The sequence below is a fragment of the Stenotrophomonas sp. Iso1 genome, assembly GCF_027497995.1.
Classification (GTDB): Bacteria; Pseudomonadota; Gammaproteobacteria; order Xanthomonadales; family Xanthomonadaceae; genus Stenotrophomonas.
Genome location: NZ_JAODBT010000002.1, coordinates 681,867 through 697,608 on the forward strand (window position 1 = coordinate 681,867; position 15,742 = coordinate 697,608).

Annotated in this window: 8 protein-coding genes and 1 pseudogene; 4 read left to right on the forward strand and 5 right to left on the reverse strand. The window is 62.3% G+C overall.

What is annotated here, in order from left to right:
* Nucleotides 1-158 precede the first annotated feature (158 nt).
* From PAN08_RS12025 to PAN08_RS12035, 3 genes and pseudogenes are all read right to left on the reverse strand, one after another.
* Nucleotides 159-3,323: an efflux RND transporter permease subunit gene (locus PAN08_RS12025; RefSeq protein ID WP_269791721.1), complete on the reverse strand. Its 3,165-nt coding sequence runs from the start codon at nucleotides 3,321-3,323 to the stop codon at nucleotides 159-161.
* A 66-nt stretch (nucleotides 3,324-3,389) separates the two neighbouring features.
* Nucleotides 3,390-4,514 (reverse strand): annotated as a pseudogene (locus tag PAN08_RS12030) (efflux RND transporter periplasmic adaptor subunit); the annotation flags it as partial.
* Nucleotides 4,514-5,089 (reverse strand): TetR/AcrR family transcriptional regulator C-terminal domain-containing protein, encoded by a 576-nt coding sequence (locus PAN08_RS12035; RefSeq protein ID WP_269791918.1) that lies wholly within the window; start codon nucleotides 5,087-5,089, stop codon nucleotides 4,514-4,516. The pseudogene PAN08_RS12030 and the gene PAN08_RS12035, both read right to left, overlap by 1 nt.
* A 419-nt stretch (nucleotides 5,090-5,508) precedes the next feature.
* Between PAN08_RS12035 and PAN08_RS12040 the strand changes: the two genes are divergently transcribed.
* From PAN08_RS12040 to PAN08_RS12055, 4 genes are all read left to right on the forward strand, one after another.
* Nucleotides 5,509-10,494, forward strand: a complete 4,986-nt coding sequence (locus tag PAN08_RS12040; protein WP_269791722.1) for an NAD-glutamate dehydrogenase domain-containing protein — start codon at nucleotides 5,509-5,511, stop codon at nucleotides 10,492-10,494.
* Between the two features lie 216 nt (nucleotides 10,495-10,710).
* Complete coding sequence (locus PAN08_RS12045; RefSeq protein WP_269791723.1) at nucleotides 10,711-11,475, forward strand: NAD kinase; 765 nt, start codon at nucleotides 10,711-10,713, stop codon at nucleotides 11,473-11,475.
* Between the two features lie 246 nt (nucleotides 11,476-11,721).
* The gene (locus PAN08_RS12050) at nucleotides 11,722-12,666 is read left to right on the forward strand and encodes a 5'-nucleotidase (RefSeq protein ID WP_269791724.1); all 945 of its coding nucleotides are present in this window, start codon (nucleotides 11,722-11,724) and stop codon (nucleotides 12,664-12,666) included.
* Between the two features lie 481 nt (nucleotides 12,667-13,147).
* Entirely contained in the window at nucleotides 13,148-14,524 is a 1,377-nt protein-coding gene (locus tag PAN08_RS12055) for an NAD(P)/FAD-dependent oxidoreductase (RefSeq protein WP_269791725.1), read from the forward strand.
* A gap of 18 nt (nucleotides 14,525-14,542) precedes the next feature.
* Here the strand turns inward: PAN08_RS12055 and PAN08_RS12060 are convergent, their stop codons facing one another.
* Complete coding sequence (locus tag PAN08_RS12060) at nucleotides 14,543-15,097, reverse strand: DUF2939 domain-containing protein (RefSeq protein WP_269791726.1); 555 nt, start codon at nucleotides 15,095-15,097, stop codon at nucleotides 14,543-14,545.
* A gap of 17 nt (nucleotides 15,098-15,114) precedes the next feature.
* Nucleotides 15,115-15,588, reverse strand: coding sequence for an SRPBCC domain-containing protein (locus PAN08_RS12065; protein WP_269791727.1), 474 nt, complete (start codon nucleotides 15,586-15,588; stop codon nucleotides 15,115-15,117).
* Nucleotides 15,589-15,742 lie beyond the last annotated feature (154 nt).

Consider the following 15,742-nt stretch of genomic DNA (forward strand, 5'->3'; position numbering starts at 1 on the left):
GGTTTTTTGTTGGGCGAAGTAGGGCAGCGGCAGGGGCCGCGGGAAGTTGATCGGATCCTTTGCGTGCCCCGTTTGCGGGAGATGAGCAAAAAAAGCCCCGGCATTACCGGGGCTTTTTATCGCCGCAAAGGCGGGTATTGCTACCCGCCAATGTGGGCTCAACGATCCTGCTGCACCGTGCGCACCTGGTGTTGTGCCAAGTATTCCTTCGACGGCTCGTCCAACTTGTCGCCCAGCACGCGGCGCACACAGACGAAGAACAGCGGGATCAGCAACACGCCGATGACGGTGGCGAACAACATGCCGCCGATCACGCCTGTACCCAGCGAGTGACGGGCATTGGCGCCGGCACCGGTGGAGATCGCCATCGGCAGCACGCCGAGGATGAAGGCGAACGAGGTCATCAGGATCGGGCGGAAACGCAGATGCGCCGCTTCGATCGTGGCCTCGCGCAGGGTCTTGCCCAATGCCCGCTGCTCTACCGCGAATTCCACGATCAGAATCGCGTTCTTCGCCGCCAGGCCAATCACCGTCACCATGCCGATCTTGAAGTACAGATCGTTCGGCAGGCCACGCATCAGCGAGAACACCACCGCGCCGAGGATACCGATCGGCACCACCAGCAGCACCGATACCGGGATCGACCAGCTTTCGTACAGTGCGGCAAGGCACAGGAACACCACGACGATGGACAACACCATCAGCAAGGTTGCTGCGTTGCCGGCCAGGATTTCCTGGTAGGACATGCCGCTCCAGTCGAAGCCGAAGCCCACCGGCAGGTCGTCATGCACCAGTCGTTCCATGGTCGTCATGGCCTGGCCCGAGCTGCCACCCGGTGCCGGTGAGCCGACAATGTTGACCGCCGAATAGCCGTTGTAGCGGCTCAGTGCGGGAGGAGCGTAAATCCACTCGGACTTGACCACCGTGCTCAGCGGGATCATCGATGCCTGACCATCGGCGTCCTTGCTCAACGAGCTGGGGACGTAATAGCTGCGCAACGATTCAGGGCCGGTACGGTAGGCCGCGTCGGCCTGCATGTTCACTCGCTTGATGCGGCCCGCGTAGAAGAAGTCGTTGATGTACACCGGCGCCAGCATCATCTGGATTGAGGAGTACACATCATTGACCGACACGCCCATGGTCTGGGCCTGCACGCGGTCCACATGCAGCTGCAGCTGCGGTGAGTTTTCCAGCGTATTGGGGCGCACCGCCGTCAGCGACGTGTCCTGCGAGGCAGCGCCCAGCAGGGTGTTGCGGGCGTCCATCAGTGCATCCTGGCCAGCACCTGATCGGTCCTGCAGCCACATGTCAAAGCCGCCGAACTGGCCCAGACCCTGCACCGTGGGCAGGTTGACGAAGAAGATCTGCGCGTCCTTGATGCCATACGCCTTCTGGTTCATTTTTTGGATGAACTCAGGCGCCGTTTCATTGCGCGCACTCCAGTCCTTCAGGCGGACGAAGGCCATACCCACGTTTTCGCCGGAACCGATGAAGCTGAAGCCGGTGATCTGCATCAGCCCTTCAAACGCTTCTTCCTTCTGCAGGGTGCCCAGCAGTTGGTCGAACACGGCACTGGTGCGGCTCTTGGTCGCGCCGGGCGGCAACTGCACGATGGCCAGTGCGTAGCCCTGATCTTCTTCGGGCAGGAAGCTGCCCGGCAGTCGGGTGAACAGGAAGCCACACAGCACCAGCAACAGTGCGAACACCACCAACCAGCGCGGGCTGTGCTTGATCACGCCACCCACCGTACCGACATAGCTCTTTTCCAGCTTGCCGTAGTACTTGTTGAAGGTGCGGTAGATCCAGTTCGGGTGGTCGTTGTGGGTCGGCTTGAGGAATGCCGCGCACAGTGCGGGGGTGAAGGTCAGCGCCAGCAGGGCCGAGAAGCCCATCGCCATGGCGATGGTCAGTGCGAACTGCTTGTAGATTTCACCAGAGGCACCGGGCTGCATGGCACTGGGAATGAACACTGCCGCCAGTACCACGGTGATGGCCACCACGGCGCCGGTGATCTGGCCCATGGCCTTCTGTGTGGCGGGTTTGGGGTCGAGCTTTTCCTCGGTCATGATGCGTTCGACGTTTTCGATGACGACGATGGCGTCATCGACCACGATGCCGATTGCCAGCACCATCGCAAACAGCGTCAGCTGGTTGATGGTGAAGCCGATGGCCAGCATGCCCATGAAGGTGCCGAGCAGCGCCACCGGGATGACCAGGGTGGGGATGATCGTGGCGCGGAAGTTCTGCAGGAAAATCAGCATCACCAGGAACACCAGCACGATCGCCTCGATCAGGGTGTGGATCACTTCCTTGATCGAAATGGTGACGAAGGTGGTGCTGTCGTACGGGGTAAACCAGCTCACGCCCTGCGGGAAGCTGGGTGCCAGTTCGTCCATCTTGGAGCGTACTGCCTTGGACACGTCCAGGGCGTTGGCGCCGGGGAGCAACTGGATGGCAAACACGGCCACCGGCTTGCCGTTGTACTTGGTGTCAAAGCCGTAGTTGGTGGCGCCGAAAGCGACGCGGGCCACATCCTTCAGCTTGACCACGCTGCCGTCGGCATTGGCGCGCAGGATGACGTTCTCGAAATCTTCCGGCGAGCTGAAGCGGCCTTCGGCGGCGACGGTGGCGGTGAACGCCTGGCCGTCCGGGGTCGGATCGCCGCCCACCGAGCCGGCAGCGAACTGCAGGTTCTGGGTGCCAATGGCGTTGTACACATCCCGGGCAGAGAGGTGATAGCCCTGTAGCTTTTCCGGGTTCAACCAGATGCGCATGGCGTATTCGGAACCGAACTGCTGGGTGCTGCCGACGCCCGGTACACGGGAAATCTGCTCCAGCACACGGGCACCGACGATGTCGTTCAACGCATCGCGGTCGACGCTGCCGTCGTCCGAGCGCACGCCCAGGGCCATCAGGAAGCCGGCGTTGGCCTTGGCCACCACCACACCCTGCTGGGTTACTTCTGAGGGAAGACGCGGGGTCGCCAACGACACCTTGTTCTGCACCTGCACCTGCGCGATATCCGCGTCGGTGCCGCTGTCGAAGGTCAAGGTGATGGTGACGCGTCCATTGGACGAGGACGACGAGCTGAAATACATCAGGTTGTCGATGCCGGTCAGCTGTTGCTCGATCACCTGGGTGACCGATTTTTCAGCCGTGGAGGCACTGGCGCCCGGGTAATTGGCGGTGACGGTGACCTGTGGCGGTGCCACGCTGGGGTAGGACTCTACGCCCAGGTTGAGGATCGAGATCACGCCGCCAAGCGAGATCAGGATGGCCACCACCCAGGCAAATACCGGGTGATCAATAAAGAATTTAGGCATGACGGAGTTCCGTTATTCCTTCTTTTCCGGCGCCGGCGCAGCAGCACCGGGCTTGGTGGCGGCCTGCGGCTGCCACGGTGAGGGCTTGGCCGGGGCGCCGGCTTTGACCTTCTGGATGCCTGAGACGATGACCTTGTCGCCGCCTTCCAGACCCGAGGAGATCAACCAGTTGGGCCCCTGCTGGTTGCCCAGCACCACGTCCTTGCGCACCACGTTGCCGTCCGCGCCGACGACCAGCACATAACCGCCCTGCGTATCACGCTGCACAGCCTGCTGTGGCACCAGGAAAGCGTTGTGGCGCTGGCCCAGGTTGGCCTTGAAGCTGACGAAGGTGCCCGGCAGCAACAGGTGGTCCGGATTGGGCAACTGCGCGCGCAGGGACACTGCGCCGGTGGCCGGGTCAACCGTGGGAGCAGAGAAATCCAGCGTGCCTTCATGGGCGTACGGAGTGCCGTCAGGCAGGTTGACCTGCACCGTGGTCTTGCCGTCGCCAGCCAGTGCCAGCGCGCCCTTGTCCTGTGCGGCACGCAGCGCGCTCATTTCGTCGGCGGTCATCGAGAAGTTCACGTACAGCGGGTCGATCTGGTCGATGGTGGTGAGCAGGGTGACATCGCCCTGACCAACCAGTGCGCCTTCGGTTACCTGCTGCTTGCCGGCGAGGCCGGCGATGGGCGCGGTGACGCGGGCATAACCCAGGTTGATGCGGGCATTTGCCACGGCGGCCTCGGCCTGCTGGACGGAGGCTGCACCGCTGCGCTCGGCAGCGACGGCGTTGTCCAGGTCCGACTGCGACACATACTTCTGCGGTGCCAATGAGCGAGCGCGGGTGGCGGTGGCGCGGGCGTTGGCATACGTCGCACGGGCGGCGGCCAAGGCACCTTCGGCTTGGTTCAAGGCGGCCTGCAGCTGTGCCGGGTCGATCAGGAACAACACCTGGCCTTCCTTGACGTTGCTGCCTTCCTCATAGACCCGCTTCTGCAGTACGCCGGCCACACGGGCGCGGACGTCGGCCGAGCGGTAAGGCGACAGGCGGCCGACAAGCTCGCGCTGCAACGGTAGCGTCTGCGGTTTTGCGTCGATGACGCCCACGTCTGGCGGAGGCGGAGCGGCCTGTTCCTGCGGTTTCTTGCAGGCTGCCAGGGTGAGTGTCGCTGCGCAGGTAAGGGCGAGGAGACGGAGCGGGGCGGTCATCAGGAGAAACTCCGGGGGTTGTTTTTATTTTCTGGGGCCATGCCGGCCTCCGGCGCGTTGGCGAAAGCACGCAGGAAGGCGTCAATGGCGAAATCGGCCCACCGCTGACGCTGTTGAGCATCATCGCGGTGGGGGGCGTGAAAGCGCTGTCGTTCAAAGTCTTGGCCCGCAATCATGCTCAGTAGCAACTCGGCCATGAAATGCGGGTCGTCATGGGTGAGGCGTCCCCGCGCAATCTCGGTCTGCATCCATTCAGCTACTTGGTCGCGCAGCGCCTCGGCACTGCCGTGGTACATGAAGCGTGCTTCGTCACGGAACTCATGGGCGCTGGCACCGAGCAGCTGCGAGGTCTGCTGCACCTTGGGCTTGTTGCGATGGTCAAGGTAACCGATGGCGAAGTCAGCCAACGTCTGCCGCAAGGGTTTGCGGTCGCAGTTGGAGAGCCCGGAGGTCGCGCTACTCACATGCAGGCGCATGGCCTGGCGCAGCAGCTCGCGCTTGCAGCCATAGCGGCTGTACAGCGTCTGCTTTGAACAGCCTGCCAGTGTGGCCACGGCATCCATGCTCAGGCGCATTCCCTGGATTGCCAGCAATTCGCGTACAGCTTCAAACACGCGCTCGTCACGCGCGTCCAGGGGAGCGGGGCTGGGGGAGGGGGAGGTTTGCACAGGGGGTGGACTATACCGTCCAGTACAGAATCTCTGCAATGTAATTCTGATTTCGCTGCTGCCAAGCGTCTCCAGCAAGTGGCTGTGCACTAGTGGGACAGAAGACAGGCCAGCTAATGCAGGCCGCTAGCATCAAAACGAATAAACGGTGAGCGTTCGAGATTCAGGTGGCAGACATGCTATTGCGACGATCTGTGCCGCTTTCCGCGCAATACAGTGGTTTTTGGTGATCATGCGCTCGCGATATTGCGGCCCTGCAGCAAGGCACTTTTTGTTGCGAGGGATACAATCGCGTTTTCTCCAACGAGCAGCACCCCAGCTCTGTCATGAAATCGCAAAACAACGCTCCCAAGTCTGCAAAAACCAAATCCAAACCGGCTGTCGTAAAGCAGAACACCGTGGAGGCCGGCCTCTCGCTCGAACCGGTTTTTGCAGCCTTGCGGAAGCGTTATTCCGCAGCTGCGGCGCAGACGCAGGCGGTCGCATTCGCCACCGCGTTCTATAAGCGCATGGAAGCGGACGAGTTCAAACAGCACTCTGCTGACGATTGGGCTGTGCTGGCCGCTGGCATGCTGGAGTTCGCGCGTACCCGTAAGACGGGCAAGGCGAATGTGCGTGTTTTCAACCCGACCTTGAAGGCCGACGGTTGGGAGTCGGGCCACACGGTGCTGCAGATCGTCAACGATGACATGCCGTTCCTGGTGGACACGGTGACGCTGGCATTGGCCGAGCAGGGCATCGGCGTGCATGTGCTGGGCCACCCGGTGATCAGCATTGCGCGTGACAAGGCCGGCAAGCTGTCGGGCGTGGGCATTGGCACGTTGGAGTCGGTGATGCTGCTGGAGATTGACCGCCAGCCTGCCGCCAACCTGGACGCTGTTGCCAAGCGTGTCAGCGATGCGCTGGACGACGTGCGTGCCATCGTCAAGGACTGGCAGCCGATGACCGACAAGGCATTGGCGCTGGCCGAAGACCTCGGCAAGCGTGTGCTGCCGGTCAGCCAGGCATCGCGCGTTGAAGCACAGGAGTTCCTGCGCTGGGCGGCAGACAACCACTTCACCTTCTTCGGTTACCGCGAATACAAGGTGGAGAAGAAGGGTAAGGAAGAAGTGCTGGTCGCCCAGAACGGCACCGGCCTGGGCCTGATGCGTGGCAAGGACACCATGGTCTCGCGCCCGGTCAAAGGCCTGGCAGCAGAGGGCTTGAATGCCACCAGTAGCCTGCACGACGCACTGATCCTGACCAAGACCAATGCCCGCTCGCGTATCCACCGCAGTGGCTACATGGATTACATCGGCGTGCTGGAATTCGACGCCAAGGGCAAGATCATCGGTGAGCAGCGCTTCCTTGGTCTGTTCACCTCCAGCGCCTACAACCGCCGCCCGTGGGAAATCCCGCTGGTGCGCCAGCGCTATGAGAATGTGATGCAGCGTTCGGGCCTGAGCCTGTCCAGCCACAGCGGCAAGGCGCTGCGCCACATCCTGGAGTCGTTGCCGCGCGAGGAGTTGTTCCAGTCCAGCGAGGACGAGCTGTTCCGTACCGCCATGGGCGTGCTGGGCCTGCAGGAGCGCGTGCGCAGCCGTTTGTTCCTGCGCCGCGACAAGTTCAGCCGTTTCATCTCCGCGCTGGTGATCCTGCCGCGCGAACGTTTCAACACCGACGTGCGCCTGCGCGTTGAAAGCATGCTCAAGGATGCGCTGCAGGGCGAATACGTTGATTCCAGCGTGGTGCTGGGCGACTCGCCGCTGGCCCAAGTGCACCTGATTGTGCGTCCGAAGGCCGGGCAGAGCCTGGAGCTGGACATCGAAGGTCTGGAAAAGCGTCTGGCCAACGTGCTGCGCAATTGGCAGGACGATCTGCGCGAAGCGCTGGTCAACAGCCACGGTGAAAGCGAAGGCCTGCGTATTGCCTCGCGCATCGGCAAGGCATTGCCTGCCGGTTACATCGAAGACTCCAGTGCCGAAATCGCGGCGGCCGATGTGGCCCAGCTCGATGCACTCACCGGCCCGGACGACCTGCGCCTGAGCCTGCAGTCCACCAATCGTGATGGTGTCGAAGGCCTGCGCCTGAAGCTGTACCGCCAGCTGGACGACATTCCGCTGTCCGACGTGCTGCCGATGATGGAAAACATGGGCCTGCGCGTGGTCGCCGAGCGTCCGTATCGCCTGATGGTCGATGACGCGCCGGTGTACGTGCAGGACTTCGAGGTCGAATCCACCATTGGTGCGATCGACCCGTCCAGTGCCAACGCCGGTTTCAGCGAAGCCTTTGCCCACATCTGGCACGGCGACGCCGAGAACGACGGCTTCAACCGTCTGGTGCTCGGCGCCGGTCTGGATTGGCGCCAGGTGTCGATGCTGCGTGGCTACTGCAAGTACCTGCTGCAGATCGGCGTGCCGTTCTCGCAGGCCTACGTGGAAGGCACCTTCAACCGCTACCCGTTGCTGGCACGTTTGATCGTGGAGCTGTTCGAAGCCCGCTTCGATCCGAACCCGAGCGCCGACAAGGCGACGATGGATGCGCAGCTGGCCCAGTTCAGGGCGCTGGTCGGTGACGACGCTGCCACGCTCAAGGTGCTGGACGGTGTGGTCAAGGCCCGCAAGAACGCACGTGACACCCGTATGGCGGTTGTCCATGAGGCGCTGGTCAAGCTGCTGGACCGCGTGTCCAGCCTGGACGAAGACCGCATCCTGCGTGGCTTCATCGGCGTGATCGAAGCCACCCTGCGCACCAGCTATTACATGCAGCGCAAGGACGGCGTGCGTGCCGATGGCGGCCCGGCCGACTACATCAGCTTCAAGTTCGACGCCGCCAAGGTGCCGGATCTGCCCAAGCCGCGTCCCTATCGCGAAATCTTCGTGTGCGGCCCGCGCGTGGAAGGTACCCACCTGCGTTTCGGCCCGGTAGCCCGTGGCGGCCTGCGTTGGTCGGACCGTCGCGAAGACTTCCGTACCGAAGTGCTGGGCCTGGTCAAAGCACAGATGGTGAAGAACACCGTGATCGTGCCGGTCGGCTCAAAGGGCGGCTTCTTCGCCAAGCAGCTGCCCGACCCGGCGGTGGATCGCGATGCCTGGTTCGCCGAGGGCGTGGCCTGCTACAAGCGCTTCATCAACGGCCTGTTGGACATCACCGACAACATCGTCAACAACAAGATCGTGGCGCCGGTGGGTGTGGTGCGTCATGACCAGGACGATCCGTACCTGGTGGTGGCTGCCGACAAGGGCACTGCGACGTTCTCCGATACCGCCAACGGCATCGCCCGCGCACACGGTTTCTGGCTGGACGACGCATTCGCCTCGGGTGGCTCGGTTGGTTACGACCACAAGGGCATGGGCATCACCGCACGCGGTGCGTGGGAGTCGGTCAAGCGCCACTTCCGTGCGCTGGGCCAGGATTGCCAGAAGCAGGACTTCACTGTGGTCGGCGTCGGCGACATGTCCGGCGACGTGTTCGGCAACGGCATGCTGCTGTCCGAACACATCCGCCTGGTGTGCGCGTTCGATCACCGCCACATCTTCCTCGACCCGAATCCGGTGGCAGCGAGCTCGTTCAAGGAACGCGCGCGCATGTTCAAGGTGCCGCGTTCGAGCTGGGCCGATTACGATGCCAAGCTGATCAGCAAGGGCGGTGGCATCTATGCCCGTTCGCTGAAGTCGATCGAGATCACCCCGCAGGTGCGTGAGGCCCTGGGCATCGACGCCAGCATCAAGGCGATGACCCCGACCGATCTCATGAACGCCGCGCTGAAGGCGCCGGTGGACCTGCTGTGGAATGGCGGCATCGGTACCTACGTCAAGGCCTCCACCGAGACCCACGCCGATGTGGGCGATCGCGCCAACAACGCATTGCGCGTCAACGGCGGCGAGCTGCGCTGCAAGATCGTAGGTGAGGGCGGCAACCTGGGCATGACCCAGTTGGGCCGTATCGAAGCCGCACAGGTAGGCGTGCTGCTCAACACCGACTTCATCGACAACTCGGCCGGTGTGGATACCTCCGACCACGAAGTCAACATCAAGATCCTGCTCAACGACGTGGTGCGTGCCAAGAAGCTCACCGTCGAGCAGCGCAACAAGCTGTTGGCCTCGATGACCGATGAGGTGGGTGGTCTGGTGCTGATGGATAACTACCGTCAGAACCAGGCGCTGAGCCTGATGGAGCGCATGAGTGCGACCCGTCTGGGTTCCAAGCAGCACTTCATCCGCACGCTGGAGAAGCAGGGCCTGCTGGATCGTCAGATCGAGTTCCTGCCGTCCGATGCCGAGTTGTCGGCACGCAAGCTGCGCGGGCAGGGCCTGACCCGTCCGGAACTGGCGGTGCTGCTGTCGTATTCCAAGATCGTCGCGTTCCAGCAGTTGCTGGAGTCGGACATCCCGGAAGACCCGTACCTGTCCAAGGAGCTGCTGCGTTACTTCCCGCAGCCGCTGCAGAAGAAGTACGCCGATGCGATGGACCGTCACCGCCTGAAGCGCGAAATCATCGCCACGGCCGTGACCAACCAGACCATCAACCGCATGGGCGCCACCTTCCTGATGCGTATGCAGGAAGACACCGGCCGCAGCGTGGCCGAGGTCGCCAAGGCCTACACCATCAGCCGCGAAACGCTGGATGCCCGCGCGCTGTGGACGCAGATCGACGCCCTCGACGGCACCTTGCCCGAAGCCGTGCAGGTGGACGCGCTGGAAGTGATCTGGAAGTTGCAGCGTTCGTTCGTGCGCTGGCTGCTAAGCCGTCCGGGTGCCATGCCGGGCATCACCGCTGCGGTGGAGCGTTACCAGGGCCCGTTCAACGACATCCGTGTCGCCTCGGGTGTGCTGTCCGATTCGCAGCGTCCGTCCTATGAAGCCAGCGTCAAGGCTTGGAAGGAGAAGGGCTTGCCGGCAGGGCTGTCGCAGCAGCTGTCCGAGCTGCAGTTCCTGGAGCCGGCGTTCGACATCATCGAGCTGGCGCGTACCCGCAAGCTGAAGCCGGTGGACGTGTCCAAGGTCCACTTCCGCTTGGGTGAAGCCCTGCAGATGCCGTGGTTGTTCGAGCAGATCGACGCGCTGGAGGTCAACGGCCGTTGGCATGCAGTTGCACGTGGTGTGCTGCGTGACGAGCTGGCAGCGCACCAGCGCAACCTGGCCGGTCAGGTGCTGACCATGAAGGGCGCCAATGCCGAAGCCAAGGTCGCCGCATGGCTGAACCGCGACGACAGCAGCCTGCGCTTCACCCTGGCGATGCTGGCCGAGCTGGCCGAGCAGAAGACGCTGGATTACCCGACCGTGTCGGTCGCGGTGCAGCGCTTGGGTCAATTGGCGGCGCACGGGGTTTAATCCCGGAGGATCGGGTGTCGGCGGCAGAGTGCTTCCCTCACCCCAACCCCTCTCCCGTAAACGGGAGAGGGGCTTTAAGCAACCGCCCAATCAGAACCGAGCCCCTCTCCCGTTTACGGGAGAGGGGTTGGGCTGAGGGCTGGTTCCTGTAGAAGGCTGTCGCGTTCGCAGTTGCGGGTTATCCTCCGCACCTGAGCCGAACCAAAAGACGCGACTGTGTCCCCCCGAATCGCTTTTCTCGCAAGCACCGTCGAGGCCGCCCAGCAGGCACGCGCGCTGTTGGTTGCCCGCTATGGCAATCATGATCCGGAAGATGCCGATGTTCTCTGCCCGCTGGGTGGGGATGGCTTCATGCTGCAAACCCTGCACCGCCATGGCAGCAAGGGCAAACCGGTGTTCGGCATGAAGCTGGGTACCGTCGGCTTCCTGATGAACCATCATCGCGAAGAGGATCTCATCGAGCGTCTCGAAAATGCCGAGCCTGCACATTTGCGGCCGTTGGAGATGATCGCGCTGACCGAATCGGGTACCAGCACGGGTTCACTGGCCTATAACGATGTCTCAATGCTGCGGCAGACGCGCCAAGCGGCGCATATCGGCATTGATCTCAATGGCCAGCCGCGGGTCGAAGAACTGATCTGCGATGGCGTGCTGGTTTCAACGCCGGCGGGCAGTACCGCTTACAACTACTCCGCGCATGGCCCGATTCTGCCGCTGGGCTCGAACACCATTGCCCTTACGCCGTTGGCGCCTTACCGGCCCCGTCGTTGGCGCGGGGCCATACTCAAGGCCCAGACGGAAGTGCGCTTTCGTGTGCTTGATCCCTACAAGCGTCCGGTCAGCGTCACCGCCGATTCGCACGAAACCCGCGACGTGGTGGAAGTGACCATCCGTGAATCGCGCGAGCGTCAGGTAACCTTGCTGTTCGACCCCGAGCACAATCTCGAAGAACGCATCCTCAGCGAACAATTCATGGTGTGACAGCGGCGATGGTAGAGCCGCTGCAGCAAGGCCGGTGGGTGCATCGGGGGAGCGAGCCAGCTCCACGCGGCACTTTTTGCTGAGCACGCCTGTGAACTATCCGCTCGGCAGGGCTGGGCCGGAATCCAATGAACCCCCAATTTCCGGCTGCATGAGCCGGGAATGGCGGCTCCGGGATGGCAGAGGCTGGCGCGGGTTCCGGGTAGACTGGGCTCCGTTCCTTGATAGTCATTGGGTTCATCGCTCATGGGTGACAACACTCCCCGGCTTCTCACCGTCGCGGTGACCTCGCGCGCATTGTTCGACCTGGAAGAAGGGCACGCATTGTTCGAGCGTGACGGTCTGGAAGCCTATGCCGCCTATCAGCGCGAACACGAAGACGATGTGCTCAAACCGGGTGTCGCTTTCCCGGTGGTACGCAAGCTGCTGGCGCTCAACGATGGCGCACCAGGCGAAACGCCGCGAGTGGAAGTGATTCTGTTGTCGCGCAATTCGGCGGATACCGGTCTGCGTATTTTCAACTCCATCCAGCATTACGACTTGGGCATCATCCGCGCGACCTTCACCGCTGGCGAACCGACCTGGCCGTATGTAAAGCCGTTCGGTACCGACCTGTTCCTCTCTGCCAACCCGGAATCGGTGCGCCGTGCCTTGGTACACGGCATCGCGGCGGCGACGATCTTGCCGCATAGCGCGGCGGATGTGAGCGCCGCGACGGCTGCCGCCACTGATACCGGGCGCCCGACCTCACAATTGCGTATCGCCTTCGATGGTGATGCGGTGATCTTCGGTGATGAAAGCGAGCGCATCTCCCGCGAGCAGGGTGTGGAAGCGTTCGGTCGGCATGAGCGCGAACGCGCGCATGAGCCGCTGAGTGGCGGCCCGTTTCGCAATTTCCTGTCGGCATTGCATGCACTGCAGGCGGCATTCCCGCCGGGTGAGGCGGCGCCCATTCGCACCGCATTGGTCACTGCGCGTTCGGCGCCGGCACATGAACGCGTGATTCGCACGTTGCGCGAATGGGGCGTGCGATTGGACGAAGCCTTGTTCCTTGGCGGTCGTCACAAGGGGCCGTTTCTGGAGGCGTTCGGTGCCGATATCTTCTTCGACGATTCGCAGCACAACATCGACAGTGCACGGCAACATGTGGCCGCCGGTCACGTGCCGCACGGCGTCGCCAATCCTGACTAGGCGCATATCTGCCGGTCGGCACAAGCGGTGTGGGCACGCCGACGTCTTCTGACAGCATGCCTGCAATTACAGGCTTTCAGCGTTTTACGCGCCTGGTCAGCGTTGCAATTTGTTGCGTTCTTTCAGTATCGGAGAGCATGACGGTTATAGCCGGTTGCTGATCGCATGCTAGGATGAAAACGCTTTCGCGGGCTCATTCACGCCCAGCGGCAATCCTGCCGCGTCCTTGATCTGCACGAATGCGGCAGATTCATCCCGCCCGCACAGCAACCACCCGGTGATGTAGGGACGAGGCCTCGCCTCGGCCGGTAGCGTCTTCAGTCTGCCACTGCTCGCCAACGCTGCCCTCGGGCGGCTGCCGGGTGTTTCGCGCGCCGCGCGGGACCGGACGCATTGTCTCTCCTGCGCTGCGCATCATGCGCCCTTGCGCCGTGCTGCCGCGTTCATCTGCGTCAGCAGTTACACAGGAGAAACAATCCCAATGACCATGCGTATCGCCATTCTTGGTGCTGGCCCCAGCGGCCTGGCACAACTTCGTGCATTTGAATCCGCCCGCCGAGCAGGCGCTGAAGTACCGGAGATCGTCTGCTACGAAAAGCAGTCCGATCTCGGTGGGATGTGGAACTACACATGGCGTACGGGGCTGGATGCCTACGGGGAACCTGTTCACGGCAGCATGTATCGCTATCTCTGGTCCAATGGGCCGAAGGAAGCGCTGGAGTTTGCCGACTACAGTTTTGAAGAGCATTTTGGACGCCCAATCGCTTCGTATCCGCCGCGCGCGGTGTTGCGTGACTACATCATGGGCCGCATCGAGAAGAGCGGCGTGCGTGATCAGATCCGCTTCAACATGGCAGTGCAGTGGGTCGACTATTCGGAGCAGACCGGGCGCTTCACCGTCAGTGTTCGAGACCTGAAAAAAGACGAACTCGTGTCGGAAGAGTTCGATCGGGTGATCGTGGCGACCGGGCATTTTTCCACGCCCAATGCACCGTTCTTTGAAGGGTTGGAATGTTTCCCCGGCCGCGTGTTGCATGCGCATGACTTCCGCGATGCCTGTGAATTCACTGACAAGGACATCTTGTTGGTAGGCAGCAGCTATTCGGCCGAGGACATCGGCACCCAGTGCTACAAGTACGGCGCCAAATCGGTGACTTTCAGCTATCGGAGCAAGCCGATGGGGCACGACTGGCCGGCAACGTTTGATGAAAAGCCGCTGCTGCTGCGTGTGGAAGGCAACACTGGGTACTTTGCCGACGGTACATCCAAGCATGTGGATGCCATCGTCCTATGTACCGGATATCAGCATCATTTCCCGTTCTTGCCTGATGAACTGACGCTGCGCACGCGCAACCGCCTGTATCCGGGAGACATCTACAAGGGCGTGTTCTGGATCGACAATCCCAAGCTCATGTATCTGGGCATGCAGGACCAGTACTACACATTCAACATGTTCGATGCGCAGGCCTGGTATGCGCGTGACGTGATTCTGGGGCGCATCGCATTGCCGGACCCCGAAGCCATGCGTGCTGACAGTGACGCATGGGTTGCCCGTGAGGAAGCCTCGCAATCGGCTGAACAGGACATCGATTTTCAGACGGACTATGTGCGTGATCTGCTCGATGTCACTGACTACCCGGCATTCGATGTGGAAGCCGTGGCTGATTTGTTCAAACAATGGAAGCACGACAAGAAGGACGACATTCTTGGCTACCGCAACTGCAGCTATCGCTCTGTGTTGACCGGGACGCTGGCACCGCCGCATCACACGCCGTGGATGCAGGCGATGGATGATTCGTTGGAGGCGTTTCTCGCGGAAAGTGAGCTGGAAGAAGAACCTGTGCGACGCATTGCCTGAGCGTAGCTGGCGCCGGGCTTAGTCCGGCGCCTGTCCGGTGGGTAGCACGATGTTGGTCAGCCGCCAGCGCAGGCCTTGGCGGCTGAGCACGAACACCAGTTCGCGACCATCCTGCAGCCGTGTGGTGGCGGTGAAGCGCGACAACGATTCATAACGCCCGTGCGTGTCGGCTAGCGGCTTTGCTGGCGACGGTGCGGCCCAGGTATCACCGCCAATGGTGTCGCCTGTCGCACGCTTCCATGCGCTGTCGCCCTGCAGCAGGGCGGCAACGCCAAGGGGAGTGACCAGCGTATCCACGCCGGCGCCGGTCACGTTGCCGAGTACGCCCACCACCACCGCACCGAACAGGCTGGACTGCATCTGGCTACCGGCCTGGCGCACCAGATAGTCATTGACCTGAGCTTTGAGGTTGACCCGTAACGCGGGGAAATCCACGTAACGCTGCAATTTGCCGATGTCACGTTGTTCGATGGCGCGGCTGATGCCGTGGATGGTGAGGTAGGGCCCCGCAACCACATAGCTGCCGATGGTGAGCGCCACGATCACAACTGCGGCGATGATCCATTTTTTCATTGCGTCCGTCCGTCTTGTCAGTGGTGGTGATTGGCTTGGGACTCTGCCCATCGGCGCAACAACACCAAGGTTTCGGCCCAGGCTTGACTGCAGAAACTGTAGTACTCGTTCTGCGGTTCCCAGCCGAGATGCTGGAATTCCAACACGGTCATCGGCTCGCCTTCATGCGGCAGGCCGCGCCATGCGCCCGGGCTTGCCCGCCGGGACAGGTCGAAGCGGACCTCGGTGCCTGCCCAGACCGACGCCGGGCTCTGTGTCGGGTGGTGGCTGATGACCTCCCAGCGCACACGATGGCCAGGTACGGTTTCCAGCACCTTCATCACCACCGTGCCATGTGCTCCGCCAGGGTTGTGGCTGATCAGCGTATCGCCGTCATGGAGGGTCTGCTGGTGCGGCACCCACCAATGGCTCAGTCCGTCAGCACTGGCCAGCGCGTCGTAAAGGGTGGTCAGTGGGGCGTCGATCCAGATCTGGTGATGGATGGAGGACATGGCGGCAGCTTCTGGGTCGGTGGTGCCACAAGGTTGCCGCAAACGGTGTGTGACCGTGTGAAGCCCCGGCAAGGTCTGATGAGCCCGGTATGGGAAATGACGGGCTCAAGTACGGCGCTGCCTACCGCTTCCGCTGAAGGGTTGCTGCGATTGC

Coding starts and splice junctions, on each gene's coding strand:
- PAN08_RS12025 (WP_269791721.1), bottom strand. CDS start 3,323: ATGCCTAAATTCTTTATTGATCACCCGGTATTTGCCTGGGTGGTGGCC.
- PAN08_RS12035 (WP_269791918.1), bottom strand. CDS start 5,089: ATGCGCCTGAGCATGGATGCCGTGGCCACACTGGCAGGCTGTTCAAAG.
- PAN08_RS12040 (WP_269791722.1), top strand. CDS start 5,509: ATGAAATCGCAAAACAACGCTCCCAAGTCTGCAAAAACCAAATCCAAA.
- PAN08_RS12050 (WP_269791724.1), top strand. CDS start 11,722: ATGGGTGACAACACTCCCCGGCTTCTCACCGTCGCGGTGACCTCGCGC.
- PAN08_RS12055 (WP_269791725.1), top strand. CDS start 13,148: ATGACCATGCGTATCGCCATTCTTGGTGCTGGCCCCAGCGGCCTGGCA.
- PAN08_RS12060 (WP_269791726.1), bottom strand. CDS start 15,097: ATGAAAAAATGGATCATCGCCGCAGTTGTGATCGTGGCGCTCACCATC.
- PAN08_RS12065 (WP_269791727.1), bottom strand. CDS start 15,588: ATGTCCTCCATCCATCACCAGATCTGGATCGACGCCCCACTGACCACC.